The 22,527-nt window shown below is 39.5% G+C and carries 24 protein-coding genes; 15 read left to right on the top strand and 9 right to left on the bottom strand.

The window, feature by feature from the left end; all coding sequences use genetic code 11:
• The first annotated feature begins 279 nt into the window (after positions 1-279).
• The 5 genes from ulaG (at position 280) to E4T92_RS03820 (ending at position 4,713) form a co-directional block, all read left to right on the top strand.
• The gene (gene ulaG / locus E4T92_RS03840) at positions 280-1,371 is read left to right on the top strand and encodes an L-ascorbate 6-phosphate lactonase (RefSeq protein WP_077541174.1); all 1,092 of its coding nucleotides are present in this window, start codon (positions 280-282) and stop codon (positions 1,369-1,371) included.
• Positions 1,372-1,451: 80 nt separating this feature from the next.
• Positions 1,452-2,198 carry an HTH-type transcriptional regulator UlaR gene (gene ulaR / locus E4T92_RS03835; RefSeq protein ID WP_135093506.1) on the top strand — a complete coding sequence of 249 codons (747 nt, stop codon included), beginning with the start codon at positions 1,452-1,454 and terminating at the stop codon, positions 2,196-2,198.
• Between the two features lie 94 nt (positions 2,199-2,292).
• Positions 2,293-3,153, top strand: a complete 861-nt coding sequence (locus E4T92_RS03830) for an L-ribulose-5-phosphate 3-epimerase (protein WP_077541170.1) — start codon at positions 2,293-2,295, stop codon at positions 3,151-3,153.
• Entirely contained in the window at positions 3,147-3,839 is a 693-nt protein-coding gene (araD, locus tag E4T92_RS03825) for an L-ribulose-5-phosphate 4-epimerase (RefSeq protein ID WP_077541168.1), read from the top strand. Before E4T92_RS03830 ends, araD begins: the two co-directional genes overlap by 7 nt.
• Positions 3,840-3,894: 55 nt before the next feature.
• Positions 3,895-4,713, top strand: coding sequence for a pyridoxal phosphatase (locus tag E4T92_RS03820; protein WP_135093505.1), 819 nt, complete (start codon positions 3,895-3,897; stop codon positions 4,711-4,713).
• A gap of 315 nt (positions 4,714-5,028) precedes the next feature.
• On the opposite strand, the gene torA is transcribed toward E4T92_RS03820, so the two are convergent.
• From torA to potA, 6 genes are all read right to left on the bottom strand, one after another.
• On the bottom strand, positions 5,029-7,509 hold the full coding sequence (gene torA, locus E4T92_RS03815) for a trimethylamine-N-oxide reductase TorA (RefSeq protein ID WP_135093504.1): 2,481 nt from the start codon (positions 7,507-7,509) through the stop codon (positions 5,029-5,031).
• Positions 7,510-7,538: 29 nt separating this feature from the next.
• Positions 7,539-8,636, bottom strand: a complete 1,098-nt coding sequence (locus tag E4T92_RS03810; protein ID WP_135093503.1) for a NapC/NirT family cytochrome c — start codon at positions 8,634-8,636, stop codon at positions 7,539-7,541.
• Between the two features lie 242 nt (positions 8,637-8,878).
• Complete coding sequence (locus E4T92_RS03805) at positions 8,879-9,961, bottom strand: extracellular solute-binding protein (RefSeq protein WP_135093502.1); 1,083 nt, start codon at positions 9,959-9,961, stop codon at positions 8,879-8,881.
• Between the two features lie 133 nt (positions 9,962-10,094).
• Positions 10,095-10,865, bottom strand: coding sequence for a spermidine/putrescine ABC transporter permease PotC (gene potC, locus E4T92_RS03800; RefSeq protein ID WP_077541159.1), 771 nt, complete (start codon positions 10,863-10,865; stop codon positions 10,095-10,097).
• Positions 10,865-11,725, bottom strand: a complete 861-nt coding sequence (gene potB, locus E4T92_RS03795) for a spermidine/putrescine ABC transporter permease PotB (RefSeq protein ID WP_077541158.1) — start codon at positions 11,723-11,725, stop codon at positions 10,865-10,867. Before potB ends, potC begins: the two co-directional genes overlap by 1 nt.
• On the bottom strand, positions 11,709-12,827 hold the full coding sequence (gene potA, locus E4T92_RS03790) for a spermidine/putrescine ABC transporter ATP-binding protein PotA (RefSeq protein ID WP_077493819.1): 1,119 nt from the start codon (positions 12,825-12,827) through the stop codon (positions 11,709-11,711). Before potA ends, potB begins: the two co-directional genes overlap by 17 nt.
• 302 nt (positions 12,828-13,129) lie before the next feature.
• Here potA and pepT point away from each other — a divergent pair, with 302 nt between their 5' ends.
• Both pepT and nfsA read left to right on the top strand, forming a co-directional pair.
• Complete coding sequence (pepT, locus tag E4T92_RS03785) at positions 13,130-14,368, top strand: peptidase T (protein WP_135093501.1); 1,239 nt, start codon at positions 13,130-13,132, stop codon at positions 14,366-14,368.
• Between the two features lie 370 nt (positions 14,369-14,738).
• Complete coding sequence (gene nfsA, locus E4T92_RS03780) at positions 14,739-15,455, top strand: oxygen-insensitive NADPH nitroreductase (protein WP_135093500.1); 717 nt, start codon at positions 14,739-14,741, stop codon at positions 15,453-15,455.
• A 197-nt stretch (positions 15,456-15,652) separates the two neighbouring features.
• Here nfsA and E4T92_RS03775 read toward each other — a convergent pair whose 3' ends face one another.
• Complete coding sequence (locus E4T92_RS03775) at positions 15,653-16,525, bottom strand: LysR family transcriptional regulator (RefSeq protein WP_135093499.1); 873 nt, start codon at positions 16,523-16,525, stop codon at positions 15,653-15,655.
• Positions 16,526-16,645: 120 nt separating this feature from the next.
• Here E4T92_RS03775 and E4T92_RS03770 point away from each other — a divergent pair, with 120 nt between their 5' ends.
• From E4T92_RS03770 to E4T92_RS03760, 3 genes are all read left to right on the top strand, one after another.
• Complete coding sequence (locus E4T92_RS03770; RefSeq protein ID WP_135093498.1) at positions 16,646-17,788, top strand: NADH-dependent flavin oxidoreductase; 1,143 nt, start codon at positions 16,646-16,648, stop codon at positions 17,786-17,788.
• A 109-nt stretch (positions 17,789-17,897) separates the two neighbouring features.
• On the top strand, positions 17,898-18,773 hold the full coding sequence (locus tag E4T92_RS03765) for a HindIII family type II restriction endonuclease (protein ID WP_135093497.1): 876 nt from the start codon (positions 17,898-17,900) through the stop codon (positions 18,771-18,773).
• Complete coding sequence (locus E4T92_RS03760; RefSeq protein WP_135093496.1) at positions 18,770-19,711, top strand: site-specific DNA-methyltransferase; 942 nt, start codon at positions 18,770-18,772, stop codon at positions 19,709-19,711. Before E4T92_RS03765 ends, E4T92_RS03760 begins: the two co-directional genes overlap by 4 nt.
• An 18-nt stretch (positions 19,712-19,729) precedes the next feature.
• Here E4T92_RS03760 and E4T92_RS11055 read toward each other — a convergent pair whose 3' ends face one another.
• Both E4T92_RS11055 and E4T92_RS03755 read right to left on the bottom strand, forming a co-directional pair.
• On the bottom strand, positions 19,730-19,885 hold the full coding sequence (locus tag E4T92_RS11055; RefSeq protein ID WP_167754000.1) for a hypothetical protein: 156 nt from the start codon (positions 19,883-19,885) through the stop codon (positions 19,730-19,732).
• Between the two features lie 55 nt (positions 19,886-19,940).
• Positions 19,941-20,276, bottom strand: a complete 336-nt coding sequence (locus tag E4T92_RS03755) for a multidrug efflux SMR transporter (RefSeq protein ID WP_135093495.1) — start codon at positions 20,274-20,276, stop codon at positions 19,941-19,943.
• A gap of 205 nt (positions 20,277-20,481) precedes the next feature.
• Here E4T92_RS03755 and E4T92_RS11205 point away from each other — a divergent pair, with 205 nt between their 5' ends.
• From E4T92_RS11205 to E4T92_RS03740, 5 genes are all read left to right on the top strand, one after another.
• On the top strand, positions 20,482-20,685 hold the full coding sequence (locus tag E4T92_RS11205) for a hypothetical protein (protein ID WP_167753999.1): 204 nt from the start codon (positions 20,482-20,484) through the stop codon (positions 20,683-20,685).
• Between the two features lie 60 nt (positions 20,686-20,745).
• Entirely contained in the window at positions 20,746-21,051 is a 306-nt protein-coding gene (locus tag E4T92_RS11200) for a DUF1749 domain-containing protein (RefSeq protein WP_167753997.1), read from the top strand.
• 66 nt (positions 21,052-21,117) lie between these two features.
• Entirely contained in the window at positions 21,118-21,327 is a 210-nt protein-coding gene (locus E4T92_RS11040) for a hypothetical protein (RefSeq protein WP_167753995.1), read from the top strand.
• A complete protein-coding gene (locus E4T92_RS03745) occupies positions 21,309-21,650 on the top strand; it encodes a phenylpyruvate tautomerase MIF-related protein (RefSeq protein WP_167753993.1) in 342 nt (113 codons plus the stop codon). Before E4T92_RS11040 ends, E4T92_RS03745 begins: the two co-directional genes overlap by 19 nt.
• Before the next feature lie 9 nt (positions 21,651-21,659).
• Positions 21,660-22,520 carry a DsbA family protein gene (locus tag E4T92_RS03740; protein ID WP_135093493.1) on the top strand — a complete coding sequence of 287 codons (861 nt, stop codon included), beginning with the start codon at positions 21,660-21,662 and terminating at the stop codon, positions 22,518-22,520.
• The last annotated feature ends 7 nt before the right edge of the window (positions 22,521-22,527 follow it).

Genomic DNA, 22,527 nt, shown 5'->3' with positions numbered 1-22,527 from the left:
GCAATTATTTTTGAATAGAAAAGAGTGAATTTGATTTTTTGTGAGCAATATCACATTTTATTTTTTATAGTGTGTATGAGTGTCATAGATTTTATTCACTTTCTCTAAATCGCTAGTAATGTTTGACTGAGCAGGTCTTTAATGTTTGTCTAGTCGATTTTATGGAATAAGTGGAGATAAATTGAGATCTTGGTCACAAATTTTATAAAAAGTATTTTACAAAGAAAAATGATTTGATATGATTAGTTTTGACTATTTTATTAATCAAAGGAGTTAAATATGAGCAAAATTCAAGAAATTACTCGTGAAAGTTGGATTCTTTCTACTTTTCCTGAGTGGGGAACTTGGTTGAATGAAGAGATTGAGCAGGAAGTTGTACCGGAAGGCAACTTCGCTATGTGGTGGTTGGGCTGTGTAGGGGTTTGGATTAAGACTCCGGGCGGGGCAAATCTTTGTATGGATCTATGGTGTGGCCGTGGTAAAAATACGAAGAAAGTAAAAGATATGGTACGTGGTCACCAAATGGCGAATATGGCAGGTGTGCGTAAATTACAACCTAACTTACGTGCAGCACCGATGGTGTTAGATCCATTTGCAATTAATGAAGTGGATTTCATTCTTGCTTCTCACTACCATAGTGATCATATTGATGTCAATGTGGCGGCAGCAATTGTCAATAATCCAAAGCTTGATCATGTTAAATTTGTCGGTCCTTGGCATTGTGCAGAATTATGGAAAAAATGGGGTGTACCTGAAGAGCGTATCATTGTTGTCAAACCGGGCGATGTAGTGAAATTAAAAGATGTCGAAATTCACGCTCTTGATTCTTTTGACCGCACTTGTTTAGTCACCTTACCGGTTGAAGGTGCGGAAGAGCAAGGGGGGGAACTAGCCGGTCTTTGCCCATCAGATGAAGAAATGGGACGCAAGGCAGTAAACTATGTGTTTAAAACACCGGGTGGTAATATTTACCATGGTGCGGATTCCCACTTCTCAATTCAATTTGCTAAACATGGTAAAGAATTTGATATTGATGTTGCACTCAATAACTATGGTGAAAATCCGGTCGGTATTGCCGATAAGATGACCTCTATTGATCTATTGCGTATGGCGGAAAGTTTACGTTGTAAAGTGATTATCCCTGTTCATCACGATATTTGGACGAACTTTATGGCGAGTACTGATGAAATTATCCAGTTATGGAAAATGCGCAAAGAGCGCTTGCAATATAAATTCCATCCATTTATTTGGGAAGTCGGTGGTAAGTATGTTTACCCGCGTGATAAGGATTTAATTGAATATCATCACCCTCGTGGTTTCGATGATTGCTTTGAACACGAACCTAATATTCAATTTAAATCAATGTTATAACAAAAAAAGCCACCTTTTTACTTGAAGGTGGCTCATTTTTTGTTCATTATTCGCATCAAAGATATAGCTAGGAAAATATAATGAACGAAAATTACCGTCATAGACGACTTTTACAATTGCTACTTGATAAAAAGGCGCTTTCTACAACAGAAATTGTTGAACAACTTAATGTCTCACCTGCAACGGCAAGACGAGATATCAATAAATTAGCGCAGCAAGGGCGATTAAAGAAGGTACGTAATGGTGCAGAATCCATACAGTCTTCATCAATAGATTATCAAGATAATTTGGCAATCAATAATGTTGATGAGAAACAACGCATTGCTCAGGCGGCAAGCCGGTTATGCCAAGAAGGGGATTCAATAATCTTAACCTGTGGTTCGACAATGAAAATGTTGGGTGATCATCTGTGTGGAAGAAGGTTGCAAATCATCACAAATTTTATTCCTCTTGCCAATAAATTAATTGAAAACAATCACGAAGATCTTGTGATTATGGGGGGGCAATATAATCGTAATAAAGCCATTACCCTTTCTCTTAACCAAAATGAAAGTCCTTATGCAGCCAATATTATGTTTACCAGTGGAAAAGGTTTTACAACAGAAGGATTGTATAAAACTGATATGATTATTGCTAATTCAGAGCAACGTTTATCTGCCAAAGCGGGTAAATATGTGGTGTTACTGGATAGTACAAAATTAGGACAGCAAGTGGGTATGCTGTTCACTAAATTGCAAGATATTGATTTATTAATTACCGATAAAAATGCGAAACCTGAGTTTATTCAATCATTACGAGATAAAGGCTTAGCTGTAATGCTTGTTTAAATGGCTCAATACAAAGATTGGCAAATAAAAGAGATTCACTGTGTTCATATATCGAACATATTACTTATACCTCAACCTCTGACAGGAGTATTCCGTGAGAAAACATAAACTCGGCATTTATGAAAAAGCCCTACCTAAAAACATTAGTTGGCAAGATCGTTTGTCCATTGCAAAGGCTTGCGGTTTTGATTTTGTAGAAATATCCATTGATGAAACAGATGAACGTTTGGCTCGTTTAGACTGGAGTAAAAAAGAGCGGTTAAAATTAGTGAAAGCGATTGTTAATACCGGTGTAACCATTCCTTCAATGTGTTTATCCGGCCATCGCCGTTTTCCATTCGGTAGCCGTGATGAAGCGACCCGTCAAAAAGCCTACGAAATTATGGAAAAGGCAATTCAATTTGCCGTCGATACAGGGATTCGTACGATTCAATTAGCGGGTTACGATGTTTATTATGAAGAACAGGATGAAGGCACTATCGAACGTTTTCAGCAGGGGCTAGAGTGGGCGGTAGAACTTGCTGCGAGTAACCAAGTGACGCTTGCCGTAGAAATTATGGATACAAAATTTATGAGTTCCATTTCTCGTTGGAAAAAGTGGGATGAGATCATTAAATCGCCTTGGTTTACCGTCTATCCTGATCTAGGTAATCTTTCTGCATGGAATGATAATGTCGCTGAAGAATTAAAACTGGGTATAGATAAAATTTCTGCCATTCATTTAAAAGATACTTATAAGGTTACTGAAACCTGTGCAGGGCAATTTAGAGATGTGCCGTTTGGAGAGGGTTGTGTTGATTTTGTGGCTTGCTTTAAAACTCTTGCCGAATTGAATTATCGAGGGGCATTTTTAATTGAAATGTGGACGGAAAAAGCGGATGAACCGATTGCGGAAATTATCAATGCCCGCCGTTGGATTGAGCAAAAAATGAAAGAAGGAGGTTTCCAATGTTAAAAGAATTAAGAGAACGAGTATTAAAAGCGAATCTTGAGCTACCAAAATATAAATTAGTGACTTTCACTTGGGGAAATGTGAGTGAAATTGATCGTGAAAGCGGTTTGGTTGCGATTAAACCTTCAGGGGTAGAGTATGATTTGATGACTGTCGATGACATTGTGATTGTCGATCTCAATGGTAATCGGGTTTGGGGGGATAAAAAACCTTCTTCAGATACACCGACCCATTTAGAGCTTTATCGTCAATTTGCGGATATTGGGGGGGTGGTACATACTCATTCCCGTCATGCAACGGCTTGGGCACAAGCCGGTGAGGATATTCTTGCTTTAGGTACAACGCAAGGTGATTATTTCTATGGATCTGTCCCTTGTACGCGCAAAATGACACCGGAGGAAATTGCTGGTGAGTATGAGTTGGAAACCGGTAAAGTGATTGTTGAAACTTTCCGCAAACGTCATATTGAACCTAAATCCGTACCGGGTGTATTAGTTCATTCTCATGGTCCTTTCACTTGGGGAAAAGACGGATTCGATGCCGTGCATAATTCTGTCGTATTGGAAGAAGTGGCGTATATGAATTTTGTCAGTCATCAAATTCGTCCAAATATTGGATCAATGCAACAAGAATTACTTGATAAGCACTATCTCCGTAAACACGGAAAAAATGCCTATTACGGACAATAATATTTGTTGAGAATAAGGCGGTGTTTAACCGCCTTTTTAATCTAAGAGGGGTAAAATGAGTTACAAAGTCGTTGCCTTTGATCTTGACGGCACATTATTAAATTCTGAGGGGCGTATTCTGCCTGAAAATAAAGAGGCAATTCAATCCGCCATAAATAAAGGAATTAAAGTGTTATTGGTAACAGGAAGACATCATACCGCCGTCAAGCCTTATTATCATGAATTAGATTTAGATACACCGATTATCTGTTGTAACGGCACCTATGTTTATGATGTCGCGACAGATTCCACGCCTTTTGCCAATCCGCTTTCTAAACAGCAAGCACAATTAATTTATGATGTTGCGGAAAAACATCATTGTCACCTACTGATGTATTCCCGAGATTCAATGAATTATGCACAACTTAATCCGCATATGGAAAAATTTGTGAAATGGGTAGAAACTTGCCCGGCAGATGTACGCCCTGATGTACGTAAGGTGGACAGTATTCAAGAGGTGATCTATCATCATAATCCAATTTGGAAATGCGTCATTAGCGCAGAAAATAAAGCGATTATGAATAATGTCGTGAATGAGCTGCCGATTTCACAATTTAGTTGTGAATGGTCGTGGGTGGATCGTGTTGATATTGCCAACGCCGGTAATACGAAAGGCGGAAGATTACTTGCATTATTAAAAGAGTGGGGCATTGATCCACAAGAAGTGATCGCATTCGGCGATAATCATAATGACATCAGTATGTTAAGTGTGGTGGGGTTAGGTGTCGCAATGGGTAATGCGGAAGAAGAGGTGAAATCACAGGCTAAACAGGTCACGACATCAAATAATGAGAGCGGTATCGCACAAGTGTTAAGGGATACTTTATCACTCTAATTTGTGGTTTCAATGCCTGGATATAAAAGATATTATTCTTTCCTAAGAAAAAAGTGCGGTCAAAATTGACCGCACTTTGAGTAGATATCGGTATTATGTAGCAAGCACGGAAACAGAAATTTTAACAGAACCTAGGGATACACTGTGCGTGTCCGTTATAAAATAAAATCATTTCAACAGGTTAAAATTCGGATATACACGGACTGTGCTCCTACGAATAAAACCAAAATCCTGTTTAACGTTTGCTAGGTAATACTAGATTTTAACCGCACTTTGATTCACGCACTCAAAAGTGCGGTTAATTCTTCAGTGGTTTTATGTTGAGTGCTTAGGTTGTTTAAACACCGTGACTTCCGGCACTAGCCCCGTATATTTTTCTACCTGCACAATACAAGTATTCGGCGAGTTACCTTGTGCTAATTTAGATGTACCCTCATCACGTGTCAGCACGTTTGGACTACCATTTTTACATAGTGGTTTTTCACTTTCTCCGAGATCGAGCGGATCATACCATGCACCTTCATGTAATCCGATTGTCCCCTTAATAATCCCTTCAGTCACAACCGCCCCCGCTAATACCTGACCTCGTGCATTATGGATACGGACAAGATCCCCATTTACAATACCGCGAGCTTTGGCATCTTCAGGGTGAATCAAAACAGGTTCACGATCATTCACCGCATATTTTTGGCGTAATGAGGTATGAGCCAATTGGCTATGTAAACGATAGTAAGCATGGGGTGTGACTAAGGCGAGTGGATAATCCTCCGTCGTGTTACCCGCAAATTCTTCCGGCTCCATCCAAGTCGGGTGACCTTTGCAATCGTCATAATTCATCTTGGCTACAACATCAGAATAAATTTCAATTTTGCCTGATGGTGTGCCAAGAGGATTGAGCAACGGATCTTCGCGGAATTCTGCATAGCGTACCCATTTTTTCGCGGCTTCATTGGCCTCAAATATGAAAGGTTTATTTTCTTCCCAGAATCGCTCAAAACGAGGCATCGCAACACGATTGTGACGTGCGGCAGTGAAAGCGGTTTTATAGAAACCTTCCAACCATTCCATTTCCGTTTTGCCTTCTGTAAATTCCTCTTCTTTACCTGCACGTTTAGCAAGTTCGGCAAAAATATCGAAATCGTTTTTCGCTTCAAATTGTGGTGGCACGACTTGTTTCATTGGATACACCGCAAACATAGAATAGTCCCCACCCATGGTTAAATCATTACGTTCGTAACTCGTTGTTGCCGGTAAGACAATATCTGCCATACGGGCCGTTGGTGTCCAGTTGACTTCATTGACAATAACGGTTTCCGGTTTTTGGAAAGCCTTGACTAATAAATTCGTGTTTTGGTGCTGAGTAAATGGATTACCCCCTGCCCAATAGACCACTTTAATCTCAGGATAAGTGATTTTTGTTCCATTGTAATCAATGGTTTTTCCCGGATTGAGTAAGGCATCGGCAATACGTGCCACTGGGAAAGAAAATTTTGCTGCGTCATCTAACCATGTTTTTTCACTGCTTCCCGCAGATGGGGTTGCACTGATTGAACCAATCGTGCCCCCTGTTGTGGTTGGTACGCCACCATTTGCATAGTGATAGCTAAAACCAAAGCCACCGCCCGGTAAGCCTATTTGTCCCAGCATTGAGGCAAGGGTCACCAACATCCAATGAGATTGCTCACCGTAGCGTTGACGTTGAATTCCCCATCCGCCCATCAACATTGTGCGTTTGGTAGCAAAATCATTGGCTAATTGTTTAATGATTTCCACCGGTACACCACAGATCTTACTCGCCCATTCTGCGGTTTTAGGTTGTCCATCTGTTTTACCAAGCAGATAATCTTCAAATTTACTGTAACCTGTTGTGTATTTTTTTAAGAAGGCTTTATCGTGTTTGTTTTCACTGACTAAGGTATGGGCGATCCCTAGCATGAATGGCACATCCGTTGCAGTATTCACAGGAACCCATTCTGCGCCAAGCATTTGGCAGGTTTCATTTTTTATTGGATCAATACAGATAATTCGTTTACCTGTGGCTTGGAATTTTTTGAAATATTCAATGCCTTTCTGATCTGAAGACATCCAAGCAATACGTAACGTGGTGAGTGGATTCGCCCCCCAAAGCACAATAATATCACTGCTTTCAAGTAGGACTTCCCAACTGGTTTGCTGTTCATAGACTTCAATGGTGCCAAGTACGTGAGGCATAATCACTTGCGCAGCGCCCGTAGAATAGTCCCCCTTATAGCCGACAAAGCCACCTGTTACATTCATATAACGTTGTAGCAATGTACGGGAGGCGTGAAGGGAACCACTACTAAACCAACCATAAGAACCTGCATAAATCGCACTTGCGCCATATTGTTCACGCACTTTATGGAGTTGATTATGCACAAGATCGAGCGCTTGCTCCCAAGACACTCGTACCCATTCATCTCGTCCACGCATTGTGGTATCACTGTTCCCTGGGTTTTCTAAATAGCCTTTACGTACCATTGGGTATTTCACGCGGGTTTCACTATAAAGTTGATCGGTAACGACAGTTTGTAGTTCATTAGGGATAGCCGGCTCGATTGCTGCCCCGGATTTTACTGCTTTACCATCTTGCACGACTACGCCAATCGGCCCCCAGTGTGCAGCGGTTACCACTGTTTTTAATTCAGGCGCTGACGCAACCGCTCTTTTAGACAGCACTGCCCCCATCATACCACCGGAAAGTGAGGCACCTGCTACTCCAAGAGATGTATTTTTTAAGAAATCACGGCGTTGTTGATTGACATTATTATTTTTCATTTCAACCTCGTTTTCATATGAGAAGTGAATTATTTTGCAGCCATATCTTTGGCGTTACGTTGTAAATAAATGGTTAAAGCACGCACTTCATCTTTATTCATAGAAGTCCGATCTTTCATGGAGTTTACCACGCCAATCCACTGGTTTGCTGTATAGTGATCGGCACTAATCGCAGCGTGGCAACTACTGCAATGTGCTTGGTTTAACTGACTACCGTATTGGTTAAGTGCGGTCAAATCTGAGGACATTTTTTCTTTTGGCACAGAAACGATAAGACTCACTTCTTTCCAATCTGAATCTGTGACTTCATTATGTTTGGTTTGCAACACTTTCATACCTTTGCGTGCCTCTTCATCTACTAATGCCACGGTAATGCGTTTGCCAAGATCTTGATAAACCACAGAATCCGCACCAACTTGTTGCCAGCCGTGTAAAGTACCCTGTAATTGCTCGCCTTTTGCTTGCCAGTTCGTTATTTCCGCATAAGGCATGAGTCGGATATCTCCGCCTTGTTCACCTTGTGCCGTTGTCATCTCAGCTGCATAAATAGACGAATCTTGAGTGATATTTCCACCTAAAGAGGTCGATGATTGTTTGCTTTCATCACCGAGAGATTCAGGTAAGAAATGCACGATACCTTTGTGACAATCAATACAGGTCTGTCCATTAGCTTTCGCATTGAGATGGGTTTCTTTCGCTAATTTTGTTTGTGCGGAAAATTCCATGGCATCAAAACGGTGGCAACTACGACAAGTTTCGGAATCTGTCTCTTTCATCTCATTCCATACACGTTGTGCCATTTCTGCTCGGTGCGCTTCATATTGCTGTTTAGAGTCTAGTTTGCCTTGTATTTCATGCCACACATCTTTTAATGCGATAAATTTCGCTTTCACATAGTGCCAGCCTTCCTTTGGAATATGGCAATCAGAACATTCTGCACGAACGCCCTTTGCATTAGTAAAATGAGTTGAACCTTCCCATTCTTGTTGTGGAGGGTTCATGGAATGGCAGCTCACACAGAATTCTGTTGAGCTGGTTTTATGCATAATAGCTTGGCTTCCCCACAAAGCTAATGCACCTATGCTGATGAGACAAAGTGCGGTCATAATTTTGATTGTTTTTGGCATGAATGTACTCCAACGTAGTAAAAAAATAGCGAAATAATAACTCTTAATGATTAGTGGGATTTTAAAGCTATTAATTTAGGCGATGATGATTTAAGTCAAAAAATGGGAAGGTAAGGTAAATTTTGTCGTGTTTTTATATCAAATCTTTATATAGAGATTTTTATAATGATTAATATAAAAAAGTGCGGTCAAAAGATCTTACATTTTTGACCGCACTTTAAAGGTGTTTAAACTCAGCGAGATTATTTCGCCGCTTTTAATTCTTGGTAGTATTGTTCGTAGTATTGAATTGCATCACCTACATCATCTTGCCAGTGGCTGTTTTTTAATATTTCAGCGGTAGGGTAGATTGCCGGATCTTCAGTGATTTCTTTTGGCAATACTTTTTTCGCTTCAACGTTAGCGGTTGGATAGCCAATTGCTAGTGTTAATTTCTCAGCTGCTTTTGCACTTAACATATAATTGATAAGTTTATGTGCGCCATCCGGATTTTTTGACGTTGCAGGAATCGCTAAAGTATCAACCCAGAGTACCGGACCTTCTTTTGGAAATACCATATCTAAAGGTGCTTGTTCTTTTTTCGCAATGCGTACAGAGCCGTTCCATAATTGACCGACTTCTACTTCACCTGAGATAAAAGAATTAGCAGGGTTATCTGAATTGAAAGAAAGTACGTTTGGACGTAATTTTAATAATTCTTCGTAGGCTTGTTTGATGATAGATGGATCTTGAGTGTTTGGATCTTGACCGATTTTTAATAAAGCAATATTAAAGACTTCACGTGCATCATCTAATAATTGTACTTTGTTGGCGAATTCAGGCTTCCACAAATCGCCCCAAGAGGTGAAATCTGAGCCTTTGTAGGCATTAGTATTAAATGCGATACCCGGTGCGCCCAGTAATTGAGGAAGGGAATATTTATTTCCTTTGTCATAAGGTTTGTCGAGCCAATCAGGGTCTAATTCTTTAATGACAGGCAATTTGCTGTGATCAAGTTCTTTTAGCATGCCTTCACGTGCCATTTTAGACACGAAGTAATTTGATGGTGCAATCACATCATAACCACCGGCTGTGCCTTGGGTTTTGAGTTTTGCATACATGGTTTCATTTGATTCAAGGCTTGAAACGATAACTTTAATACCGGTTTCTTTCGTGAAGTCATCTAAAAGACCATCTGGTACGTATTCAGTCCAAGTATATAAGTACACAGTATCATTAGCAGTAGCCGGTGCATTTGCATTCTCAGACTTGTTTTCTTTGTCATTACAAGCTGTTAGGGTTGCAGCCACTAAACCGGCAGTAATTAAACCTGCAAATTTTTTCATTTTTGTTTGTTCTCCGTAAAAGAGGGGTAAAAAAAACACCTACAGGAATTGTAGGTATAAAAAAACGCCTTGATTGTGCGTCAAGGCGTATTCTATTTGATATTAAAGGGTTTGTGAAACCTTTTGTTTGTGATTAGTGGTTATTTTTACGTGTGATTAATTGGCTTAAAATCACTAATGCCAATGAAAGCACGATCATTATGGTTGCTAATGCATTAACTTCCGGCGTAACGCCTGTTTTCACTAGTGAGAAGATTCGTAATGGGAGAATCTCGTAGCTGACACCACTCACAAATGAGGAGACGACAACATCGTCTAGGGATATGGTGAAACTTAATAACCAACCGGATATCACCGCTGGTAAAGCAAGCGGAAGAATGATTTTACGAAGAATGGTTACTTCACTTGCCCCTAAGTCTTTTGCCGCTTCTAACATTCTGGCGTCAAATCCGTTTAAACGGGAGAAAATAGTGACGGTGACGTAAGGTAAACAGAAGGTCACATGTGCTAATAGTAATGACCAGAAACCTAATGAGATCCCCACAACCATAAACAATGCTAATAATGAAACAGCCATAACAATATCCGGCGACATCATCACGATAAATAGCATTCCACTCACAGCCTGCTTACCACGGAAACGATAGCGATATAATGCAATTGCGGTTAATCCGCCGACAATCGTTGCTAGGGTTGCTGCAAAGAACGCGATGGTCACGGAATGAATTGCCGCCTGAATTAGGGTATCGTTATTAAATAGACGCTCGTACCAGTTCCAACTGAATCCTTTCCAATTTAAACCATAGCGGTCTGCATTGAAGGAGTTGGTTACTAAGATAATAATTGGGATATACAAATAAGCGTATACCACAAACATAAACACATTACGTAGTAAACGGCTCATTATTCTAACTCCACTTTTTTATTCAATAGTTTATTTGCACGATAATAAACGAAAATTAGCAATGCCATTAAGATTGTCAATCCAATGCTAATTGCAGAACCAAACGGCCAGTTACGGGAAATTAAGAATTCACTCTTAATGACGTTACCCACTAACAGGACTTTTGCCCCCCCCAATAAATCTGCCACATAGAACATTCCCATTGCCGGCAGTAACACTAAGAGACAACCGGCAATAATACCAGGCATGGTTAATGGCAAAATAACACGAAAGAAACGTTGGAAAGTATTTGCACCTAAGTCTCTTGCGGCTTCTAATAAGCGACCATCTAATTTTTCAATCGCTGAATAGAGTGGCAAAATCATAAACGGTAATAACAAATACACTAATCCGATAATCACCGCAATTTCCGTATTCAAAATGCGAATGGGTTCACTTAAAATCCCCATATCCATTAACATCGTATTCAAGACACCTTTTACGCCAAGGAATATTTTCATTCCATAGATACGAATGAGTGAATTTGTCCAAAACGGTAGAACCACAAGGAATAACAAGAGCGGTCGATATTTCGGGTTAATTTTGCTGATCATAAAAGCAAACGGATAACCGATTATCAAGCAAATAACCGTGGCAATACACGACATAGACAAAGAGTTCCATACAACTTGCGCATAAAGCGGATTAAACAAGTTTGTATAGTTTTCAATGGTCATCGGGAATGCGTAGAAGTTGCTACCATCTCGAGTTAAAAAGCTAACGGCTAAAACCAACAGATTTGGAATTAGCACAAAGAAAATAAGCCAACTGAAGATAATTGCAACAGTAATTTTTTGAAATTTATTATTGATTATCTTCATCGTTGAGTACAACCTCCCAACCTTCGTGCCATGTAATACCAACACGTTGTCCAACACTGTGATCCATGTGCGGATCATCTTCATTGAAGAATTCGCTCACAAGCACACGCATACCGTTATGGTCGAATTCTACGGTAGATTCTAATGTCATCCCCTTGTAAGTGCGGTCAATAATATGGCCGATAATTGCCTTAGATTGTTCGTTTTCATCAAGTTCTTCAATCACAATATCTTCAGGACGAAGGAGAACTTGAAGCTTTTGATCTTTTTCTACCGGCATATCGGTATAAATATCACAGACACGGCCTTCTACATTTGCCAGTACAACATTTTCGGATTTACGTTCAATGACAGTTGCATTAAAGACGTTAATTTCACCAATAAAGCGTGCCACAAATAGGTTTGCCGGTTCTTCATAAATCTCGCGTGGAGAACCATCTTGTGCAATTTTTCCTTTACGTAACAACACAATGCGATCAGACATGGTGATGGCTTCTTCTTGATCGTGAGTCACGAAAATAAAGGTGATACCTAATTGGCGTTGCAATACCTTAAGTTCATATTGCATTTGTTTACGCAGTTTGTAGTCCAATGCGGATAAGGATTCATCAAGCAATAAGACTTTAGGTTTATTTACCACAGCACGAGCGATCGCAATACGTTGCTGCTGACCACCTGACAATTGGGTCGGCTTACGATCAGCCATTTCTTCCAATTGCACCATACGCAAAGCTTCCAGCACACGAGGTTTAATTTCTGCCTCGGGTACTTTTTGCATACGCAAACCAAAAGCCACGTTCTCAAAAATAGTCATATGCGGAAATAGGGCATAACTTTGGAACACCGTATTAATGTGTCGCTTTTCAGCCGGCACATCGGTAATGTCTTCACCATCCAAAATAATATGACCCGAGTCTAATTCTTCTAAACCCGCTAACAAACGTAATACTGTTGTTTTTCCGCAGCCTGAAGGCCCGAGAATAGTGACAAATTCACCGTTATTAATGGTTAAGTTAAAGTCGTTAATAATGGTGTTAGAACCGTAGGATTTTTTGATTGAACGAAGCTCAATAATAGGCTTGTTTTGAACCTGATTTTCCACTAGCTTTGGTTTTCTCCCTAATTTCACCAAATAAGTTGGTACTGAGTAGAAACAAAACCTGCAAGAATGCAGGGGCGACATAAAAAATAAGTGCCTATGATATAGTGAATTCTCAATAATGAAAAGGACTTAATGCTTAGGGATACAAAAAAATTTCGAGCAATAAAAACAATCAAAAAATTAACCGCACTTTTTCTTTTCTAGCGGGTTTTCAGTTACTTATTGAATGTTTGTTATATATCAAGAATCTATTGTTAAATTTAAGTTAAACTGGTCGCAACAAGTTATAAAGGATTACAAAGATGGAAACAAATCATTATAAAAATAATTTATTAAACCGCTTTTTATGCTACGTTTCTTTTGATACACAGTCAAAGCACACCGCTAAATGTTCTCCAAGTTCTATCGGGCAAATGAAACTTGCAAAGCATTTAGAGAAAGAGTTAATAAATCTTGGGTTGCAAAATGTAGAGGTCAGTAAACATGCGGTGGTTACCGCTTATCTTCCTTCAAATAGAGCGGAGCTTTCACATACCATCGGTTTTATTGCTCATTTGGATACCTCGCCGGAATGTAGTGGCAAGAATGTGAAACCGGAAATCATTGAAAATTATCGGGGAGGAGATATTGCTTTAGGTATCGGTGAAGAATTTATCAGCCCTGCTTATTATTCGTTTATGCACCAACTTATTGGTAAAACCTTGATCGTGACGGATGGCAATACATTGCTCGGAGCGGATAATAAAGCGGGAATCGCCGAGATTATGACCGCGCTTGAAATCATTCAAAAAGAAAAATATCCGCATTGTAATTTAAGAATAGCCTTTACCCCGGATGAAGAAATTGGTTTGGGAATGCAGTATTTTCCTTTAGAACAATTCCCCTGTGACTGGGCTTATACCATTGATGGTGGGGAAGTCGGGGAATTAGAGTACGAAAATTTCAATGCGGCCACGGCAAAAATTTATTTTTCCGGAAGAAGTATCCACACAGGTTATGCGAAAGATAAAATGGTTAATGCACTCTCGCTTGCTTGTGATTTTCATCAGGGTTTTCCAAAAGATGAGGTACCGGAAAAAACAGATGGCAAAGAAGGATTCTTCCATTTAGATCATTTTGTGGGTGACATTGAGAAAGCAGAACTAAATTATTTAATTCGTGATTTTGATTTGCAATCTTTTGAGCAACGTAAACAATTTATTCAGGATTGGACGGCAAAATTTAATGCTGAAAGAAAGTTAAAACAACCTGTTGAATGTGTGATTCACGACAGTTATCAAAATATGTATGAGGTTGTTCAAAAAGCGCCACAGTCAATTTCTATTGCTGAAAAGGCTATGGATTTGTGTAGCATAAAGGTGATTCATAAACCGATTCGTGGTGGAACAGATGGCGCATTTTTAGCTGAAAAAGGTTTGCCTTGCCCGAATATTTTTACTGGCGGATACAATTTTCATAGTAAACATGAATTGATCTCTTTGGAGGGAATGGAAAAAGCAGTAGAAGTCATCACTGAAATTGTGAAATTCAAGAAAATGTAAATTTTCCCTTGCTTTTGTAAAGATGTGTAAATATAATTGCCAACGTTTTATCGAGATTCCTTTTGATAAAGCTAAACTTTAGAGATTTTATTCATAAATTCCTTTTGATATCCCCCTGAGTAATCAGGGGTTTTTTTATATTTCTTTTTAATTCCCAAAAAGTGACCGCGCTTTATTTGCTTACCGTTATTGATACATTAATGCAACAATTGGTATCTCAATTTTGGCGTGTTTTTAGTGCGGTCATTTTCCACAAAGATTTTACGCATAAAAACGGAGGTTCATTCCCTCCGTTTTTTACGCATTGAGCCATGGCGACAATCATTTTATACTATTACCCATTGATTTTTCTCCCTAATAAGGATAATTCATGAACCCAATGTTACAACAACTTAAAAATCACCGTTCTATCCGACAATTTACCGATCAACCCATCAGTGCTGAACTTCGTCACGAGATTTTGAATGCGGCGAAAATGGCCTCGACTTCACAGCATATTCAAGCGACACATATTATTCGTATCACCGATCCTACTCTTCGCAAAAAACTTCGTGAGATTTGTTCCGATCAAACTTATGTAGAAAGTGCGGCAGAATTTTGGGTATTTTGTGCCGATTTTTCTAAACACGCCAAAATCGTTCCAAATGCAGAATTTGACTGGACGGAGTGGTTATTAGTTGGTGCTATTGATACGGGGATTTTTGCTCAAAATGTCCTCACTGCTGCGGAGGCAAGTGGTTTAGGTGGCGTGTTTATCGGTTCATTACGTAATGATATTGAACAGGTCGATAAATTGCTCAAACTTCCGCAATATGTTGTACCGTTGGTGGGAATGTGTTTGGGCTATCCGGCACAAGATTCGATGTTACGCCCTCGTTTTCCTGTGGAAATGCTTTGTTCTGAAAATGAATATCACCCATTAGATCCGGTGAAACTCGCATCATTTGATGCGGAAATTTCCGCTTATTATCAAGCCCGTTCGCAAAAAGATCTCACTTGGTCAGATTATATGAAAGCCGTTTTTTCCGAACAAAAACGCCCCCAGATTTTGGATTACCTACAATCTAAAGGCTTTTTGAAACGGTAAGAAATGTCATTATTTAATGAGAAATGAGTGGGCTGTAGGAAGGTTCTGCATTTGAAGGCTCACTCACGACAAATATATAAGATGCCCTTTATCTATTATTTATGCTGTTTCTGCCTTATTCAATAATATTGAAAAGTTTTATAAAACCAACCGCACTTTTCCTGATCTAGTAATGCAATCGATTTTCAAATGATATTCTAAGGCTGGCTTAATGCTTCTACCACTGCTTTTACTTTTGGCTGTAAGTGTAGCTTTTTCTGCCAAAGGATATGAATGGGTTCTGGATTAGGTTCGTAATTAGTTAGAATAGGAATAAGCGAACCCTGTTCAATATAAGGTTGTACTAGCCAATCTGGTAGTTGTACCAGCCCTAAGCCCATAAGGGCAGCTTGCAGTCGGGCGTCGCCGTCATTCATTATATGTTGTATGTTCACAGGAAAACGGGTCGGCTCGCCTCTTTCGTTATTTAGTAACCAATCTGGTTGTATGCTACCTATACAAATATGTTGGATCAGTTCTGAGGGCACTTGTGGTGTACCCTGAAGGTTGAGATAAATAGGAGAGGCACAAATGCGGTTTTGATTTTGTCCGATTTGGCGGGCGATGATGTCGTTTAAATTGTCTAATTCGCCAAAGCGAACGCTGACATCAATTTGCTCGGCAATTAAATCTATTTTGCGTTCTTCAAAGCTGAGGTTGAGGCGTAGTTTAGGGTGTTTTTGTGCCAGTTTGAGTAGTTTTGGCTGCAGATGAATGCGTCCGTAAATATTAGGCAAATCGATCCTCACTTCACCAATTGATTCTATCTGTTCATTGCAAAGTAGGCTTTGTACTTGCTCTATTTCATCTCTGATACGTTGGCAACTTGCTAACCAAACCTCCCCCTCTCGGGTCAATACGAGTTTATGTGTGGAACGATGGAAAAGTTGTGTGCCAAGCCGTTGCTCTAGCCTTGTTATGCTTTTGCCCACCGCTGATCCGGTTATCGCTAATTTTTCGCCTGCGGCACTAAAACTGCCTGTTTCTACAGTGGCTAAGAATTCTTCAATACCTGCAAATTTATCCTGCATTTTATTTCCTTAATTGTGGAATTATTTTCCGGAATGAATGGAATTATACCTACTTAATCCATTTTTTAAATGGAATATACTCTGCCATATCCAAAAAACAACGAGAAAAAGGGAAAGAATATGAATCCAAAATATGCTCCTTTATTTGAACCTTATACCTTAAACAATGGCGTAGAAATTAAAAATCGCCTTACCGTTGCCCCTTTGACTATTTATGACTCAGGCGAAGATGGCGAGATGACAGAGGCGGGGCGCCGTTTTTGGCAAGATCGCTTTAAAGGTTTTGGTTTATACATTATGCCGTTTACCAATGTTCACCCGAGCGGAATTAGTTTTGAAAGCCCTAATGCTTTTGATGAACGCCATTTGCCAAGCTTACGTGAATATGCACAAATCGCTCATGCTCAAGGGGCGAAAGCGGTGGTGCAAATTGCTCATAGCGGTTTACGTGCCGACCCTTTAATGACGCAAGGGGCGGAACTGGTGGCGGCAACAGGCGATTATTACGGCAATTTTCGCACAATGACCGAGCGGGAAGTATGGGATATGGTGCAAAGTTATGCCTATGCCGCGGAATTGGTGTTGCGTGCAGGGTTTGACGGCGTGGAAATTCACGGTGCGAATGGTTGGCAAATTCAGCAATTTTTCTCGGCGGCGACAAATTTGCGTCATGATTATTGGGGAGGTAGTTTGGAAAAAAGAATGCGTTTTCCCCTTGCCATTGTGGACGCTATTGATGAAATACGCAGTAAATATGACCGCCCTGATTTCATCATTGGCTATCGTTTCTCTCCGGAAGAACCGGGTGAACAAGGCATTACAATGAAAGAAACGCTGGCACTGGTGGACGCTTTGTTGGAGAAACCGCTGCAATATTTGCATATTTCCCTATGGGATTTCTATAAAAAAGTCCGCCGTGGGGCAGATACCCATCTGACTCGAATGCAAGTCGTGCATGACCGTATTAACGGACGCTTGCCGTTTTTCGGTTCGGGCAATCTTTATACTGCCGATGATATGCTCAATGCTTATCAAACCGGCTGGGTGGAAAGCGTTTCTATCGGTAAAAGTATTATGCTTAACCCAAATTTGGTGGAACTGATTGAAAACGGACGTGAAGCGGAAATTCAAACTACCTTTGACTGGGACAACGCCGATTTCTATCGCTACACCCCGGCTATGTTAAACGGCACAAGAATGGGGTACGATTTCTATCCACCGTCCAAGCAACACGGCGTGCGGTATAAATCGGTGCATTTTTAACTAGTAAATATTGTTAGTCTTTTCAGATAGTTTACTGGAAAACAAACCAGTGTTTATGATAGAATTCCTAACCATATTTAGTCAAAATATCTACAAATTGTGAAATTTTATGTTCAAAAATTTTATTCAATATCTTCAAGAAAATTCTGATAAAAATGAATTCTCAGAATCTTCAAATCAAATAGATCGTTATATTCTTTCACTATCTTATCCAGATTTTATTCAACTCCTTGAACATATTGGGATTATTCCTGAAAGTATCGAACATGACTCCTCAATGGAGAAACTCTTTTCAAAGGCTTCAGACTCTATCTTAAGTAGGGCTTTTAAAGAGTTAGGTTTACAATCTTCAGTACTAGATGCTAGATCTGATTCTGCAGATGTTATTGCTAAGTCATATTTTCACGAATATAGCTTAGTTGCAGATGCCAAAGCATTTAGATTAAGTCGAACTGCAAAGAATCAAAAAGACTTTAAAGTAGAAGCATTATCTAAATGGAGAAAAGATAATAATTATGCCATTTTAGCTTCACCTTATTTTCAATATCCCAATAAAATAAGCCAAATTTATAAACAAGCTCAGGATAATAATGTTTGTTTACTAGGATGGGAACATTTGTGTTTCTTGATTAAAAATGGGATTAAAGAGGATGAAAAACTAAATCTTTCTAATTTATGGTCTTTCTCAGAAAAATATTCTCAAACTTGTACTGTTGCTCATAGTAAAGCATATTTTATTGATAAATTTGATATCTATTTTTGCGAGCTATTAAAGCTAGAGCACTCTGAATTTGAAAAGTTCTTAAATACGCAAATTAATATCATAAAAGATCGAGGAAGAACTGAGAAAGAATTTCTACAATCAGAGGAAAAACTTATTAAGAAATACTCACGCGAAGAGGCTATTAAAGAATTGCTCAAAGCAAAGAAAATTGATAGCAAAATACAGCAAATAGATAAATACATTCAGAGATTGGATTTATGATCAATAATATTATTTTAGGGAACTCCATTCAAGAAATTAAACGTATTGAAACTGAAAGTATTCATTGCATTATTTCAGATATTCCTTATGGGATTGGCTACGATGATTGGGATGTGTTACATCAAAACACTAATTTAGCCTTAGGTGGGCAATCACAAGCACAAAAAAATGCTGGTTCATTATTTAAACGTCGAGGAAAACCCTTAAATGGTTGGAGTGAAGCAGATAAAAAAATCCCTTATGAATATCAACAGTGGTGTGAAAGTTGGGCAACAGAATGGTTTAGAGTGTTAAAACCTGGTGCAAGTTGCTTTATTTTTGCTGGACGGCGTTTTGCTCATCGTTGTATTGTTGCATTAGAAAATGTCGGTTTTACTTTTAAAGATATGGTTGCCTGGGAAAAAAGCAAAGCACCTCACCGTGCTCAAAGAGTTTCAGCTATTTTTGAACGTAGAAATGATATAGAAAATGAAAAGCGATGGAAGGGATGGCGAGTAGCTAATCTTCGCCCAACATTTGAACCGATTCTATGGTTTCAGAAACCTTATAAAACGGGTGGAACATTAGCCGACAATATACTAGAGAATGAATTAGGTGCTTGGAATGAGGAAGCTCTTAAAAAGTATTCTTTATATGAAAATATTTTATCATCATCTAATATCTTAAAAGTAGAAACAAATGCTAATGATTTTGGGCATCATATTACTCAGAAACCTTTAAAACTTATGGAATTATTGATTTCATTAGTTACAGTTGAAGGGCAAATAGTTTTAGACCCTTTCGCAGGTTCAGGAACCGTCTGTGTCGCTGCCAAAAAATTAAATCGTTCTTATATCGGTATTGAGTCTGAGCAGCAATATGTAGATATTGCTAAAGAGAGATTAAAATTTAATCATCAAATTGATTTAAAATTTGAGGTTAATCCACATCCAAAATAGATTTTTATAATTCATTTTTTAATGAAATCCAAGCAAAAACTCAATATTTTCCCCAAATAGAATCAATGTTGCACGGCAGGCGAATGGGACACGATTTCTATCCGCCGTCCAAATAACACGGCGTGCGGTATAAATCGGCGCATTTTTAATCGTTAAAACAAGGCAAAAAATCACCGCACTTTTCTTGTTTGCAAGGTTGAGTGCGGTTAAAAAACAAGGCTTATTCGCCCTAATGCCCAGACATTTGCGACATTGAATTGAGCAACACCACGCCGAGCAAAATCAGTGCAATGCTCACAATGCCGATGAAATCCGTTTTTTGCCCAAAAAAGACCACGCTCACCACCGAAGTCAGCACCAAGCCCAAACCAGCCCACACGGCATAGGCTGTGCCAAGTGGCATTGTTTTGAGGGCTAAGGAGAGGAAGTAAAACGAAATGATAAACCCAATCGTCATTCCTAGCATGGGCAAAGGTTTGGAAAACCCTTCGCTAAGTTTGAGCATAGACGAGGCAAAGACTTCGCTGATAATCGCACCAGCTAAAAATAACCAATGTAGTTGCATAAATAGCTCCCTAAAATGAAAAACGCTATTTTATCAATATGTTAAAAAATAAAACAGTCTTGTTTTTTCCGTTTTTTTGTGTGCAAAGGATGAAGATATCGCCGATAAAACGCCCTCGCCCCAGCAAAGCTGCCTGAAAGTTAGGGGCATTAACCCAAAACAAGGCAAAAAATCACCGCACTTTCACGCATCACTAAGGAACAAAATGCAAAAACTCCATCTTTCCACCCAAACAGGCTCGGTGTTGCACGGGGTATTATTCGCGGCGGCACATCCTGCGGAAACGGTCGTTTTTTATTCCAACCCTTTTTACTACCATATCGGCGACACGCTCGCCGCCAACGGCATTGATTTTATTTACGCTCAAACCCGCAACGCCTTTGGCAAATTTAATGATGTGAATACGTAAACAGGGTTACCTGAAATTTTAGGATCGTTTAACGAGGATTTTGTTAAAAGTATTGACGATGTGCGAGCCTACATTGATTTTGCAGAAAGTCGTGGCTACCGACATATTATTCTCGCCGGACATTCTTTAGGGGCAAATAAAGTGATTTATTATTTAAGCCAGACCCAAGATCCACGAGTGACAAAATTTATTTTATTAAGTCCGGCTAATGTAACCCACTTAACCAACAGTGTGAATGAAACTGAGCGTGCTTTTATCCGCAAAATGGTGGAACAAGGCAAAGGTGAACAAATGCTGCCCTTTGAGCTATTTGGCTGCCTGCCACCGCTAATACTGCTTATCAATGGCTATATTCACCTCTGTTGAATAATTGTTCATGTAGAGGAGAGTGGTGATTATCGTCAAATTCGACAAATTCCGCATACTGGGGCATTGCTCATCGGTACGCTTGATCGTTTCACTTATGGCGATCCCCGAGGTTTCTTGCAGACTATCAATCATCATTTTCCTCAAGGGGATAAAAATCAACTGCTTTTTATTGAGCAAACCGGGCATACCTATCAGCAAAAAGAGCAGGAAGTTGCAGATAAACTCTTAGATCTTGTTCAAAAATGGCGTCAATTATGGCATTTATCAGCGTAAAAACGACCGCACTGATGACTGCAGAATCAGAGACCGCATTAAAAAAACAAATCGGGCAGGCAATGTCTTTAATTGGACAAAGTGAAGCCTCTTTGATGTTAATTCTTAAGGGTAATCAAAGCCTGTATTTACGTGGCGAAAAACAACCGGCTGCCTTGATTAAGGCTAATATTTTCGGCAATCCTCAACATTTTGGCTATACCGACTTTGCCCAACGGCTAACCCAAATCATGAACGACATTCTGAATATTCCACCACAAAATAGCTACATTCAATTTAACGATATACAAAGTCGGGCGGTCGCAGGAAATTTAATTGAATAAGGATAAAAAATGCTGAAATTGACCATTTTCACCCATCCAATGATGGGGCTTTCCTACGAAAGTGCCCCTTTTTGGGCAAAAATTGAAACTCACTTTTCTGGGCAAATTGAAATGCAAACTAAAATGGCAGGACTGGTGAGTAATGTACGTCATTTTATGATTGCAGAAGATTTTCGTGATGGTGAAACCCGAGCACTTGAGCATTATAACCGCAGATTTGCTCATATTTACCAAGCGGAGCAAGCCATTAGTGGAATGCCCATTCACATTACGCCCGACAATCTGCACTTATTTGACCGCCAGCACCGTAGTTCTACGCCATTGAATTTAGCGGTGAAGGCAGCGGAATTAACAGATAAAAACAAAGCGGCGGCATTTCTCTATCGCTTGCGTTACGCTCTGATTGTTGAGACTCGTCCCATAACCCATTGGAAAGAGATTTTTCGGGTAGTGGAACAGACAGGTATCAACATTGCCACTTTTATGAAGTCTTATCAAAACGGTATGGCACAAGCTGCGTTAGAGCAAGATTGGGCTTTAAGGGAATCATTAAACATTTATCGTCTGCCTGCTTATTTATTGGAATATGAAAATCAACACATGTTATTGCAAGGTGTGGTGGACGATCGAACTTTCTTCAACGCTATCATCAAATTAAGTGAGGGTAAAATTCTTCCGGCCGCACCGAACGCGACTTTGGAAAATTTGCAAGATTGCTTACAAAACCATCCGCTTGTTTCATTCATTGAATTGCAATATGCCTTTGGATTATCGGATAAGAAGTCCGTGAAAAGCTGGATTCAACCGTTATTGAAGAATGGCACATTGGCGATAACGGGAAAAGGAGAATTTGTGGCGGTTCAGCGTTAAAAGTGCG

Source organism: Pasteurella sp. WM03 (genome assembly GCF_004570945.1).
In the GTDB taxonomy this organism is placed as follows: Bacteria; Pseudomonadota; Gammaproteobacteria; order Enterobacterales; family Pasteurellaceae; genus Rodentibacter.
The sequence above is the reverse complement of the archived record's forward strand: the minus strand, read 5'-3'. Positions and strand labels throughout refer to the sequence as shown.

Excerpts from the sequence above, each read along its gene's own strand:
- ulaG (WP_077541174.1), top strand. The coding sequence starts at position 280 with ATGAGCAAAATTCAAGAAATTACTCGTGAAAGTTGGATTCTTTCTACT.
- ulaR (WP_135093506.1), top strand. The coding sequence starts at position 1,452 with ATGAACGAAAATTACCGTCATAGACGACTTTTACAATTGCTACTTGAT.
- araD (WP_077541168.1), top strand. The coding sequence starts at position 3,147 with ATGTTAAAAGAATTAAGAGAACGAGTATTAAAAGCGAATCTTGAGCTA.
- E4T92_RS03820 (WP_135093505.1), top strand. The coding sequence starts at position 3,895 with ATGAGTTACAAAGTCGTTGCCTTTGATCTTGACGGCACATTATTAAAT.
- torA (WP_135093504.1), bottom strand. The coding sequence starts at position 7,509 with ATGAAAAATAATAATGTCAATCAACAACGCCGTGATTTCTTAAAAAAT.
- E4T92_RS03810 (WP_135093503.1), bottom strand. The coding sequence starts at position 8,636 with ATGCCAAAAACAATCAAAATTATGACCGCACTTTGTCTCATCAGCATA.
- E4T92_RS03805 (WP_135093502.1), bottom strand. The coding sequence starts at position 9,961 with ATGAAAAAATTTGCAGGTTTAATTACTGCCGGTTTAGTGGCTGCAACC.
- potC (WP_077541159.1), bottom strand. The coding sequence starts at position 10,865 with ATGAGCCGTTTACTACGTAATGTGTTTATGTTTGTGGTATACGCTTAT.
- potB (WP_077541158.1), bottom strand. The coding sequence starts at position 11,725 with ATGAAGATAATCAATAATAAATTTCAAAAAATTACTGTTGCAATTATC.
- pepT (WP_135093501.1), top strand. The coding sequence starts at position 13,130 with ATGGAAACAAATCATTATAAAAATAATTTATTAAACCGCTTTTTATGC.
- nfsA (WP_135093500.1), top strand. The coding sequence starts at position 14,739 with ATGAACCCAATGTTACAACAACTTAAAAATCACCGTTCTATCCGACAA.
- E4T92_RS03775 (WP_135093499.1), bottom strand. The coding sequence starts at position 16,525 with ATGCAGGATAAATTTGCAGGTATTGAAGAATTCTTAGCCACTGTAGAA.
- E4T92_RS03770 (WP_135093498.1), top strand. The coding sequence starts at position 16,646 with ATGAATCCAAAATATGCTCCTTTATTTGAACCTTATACCTTAAACAAT.
- E4T92_RS03765 (WP_135093497.1), top strand. The coding sequence starts at position 17,898 with ATGTTCAAAAATTTTATTCAATATCTTCAAGAAAATTCTGATAAAAAT.
- E4T92_RS03760 (WP_135093496.1), top strand. The coding sequence starts at position 18,770 with ATGATCAATAATATTATTTTAGGGAACTCCATTCAAGAAATTAAACGT.
- E4T92_RS03755 (WP_135093495.1), bottom strand. The coding sequence starts at position 20,276 with ATGCAACTACATTGGTTATTTTTAGCTGGTGCGATTATCAGCGAAGTC.
- E4T92_RS11205 (WP_167753999.1), top strand. The coding sequence starts at position 20,482 with ATGCAAAAACTCCATCTTTCCACCCAAACAGGCTCGGTGTTGCACGGG.
- E4T92_RS03745 (WP_167753993.1), top strand. The coding sequence starts at position 21,309 with ATGGCATTTATCAGCGTAAAAACGACCGCACTGATGACTGCAGAATCA.
- E4T92_RS03740 (WP_135093493.1), top strand. The coding sequence starts at position 21,660 with ATGCTGAAATTGACCATTTTCACCCATCCAATGATGGGGCTTTCCTAC.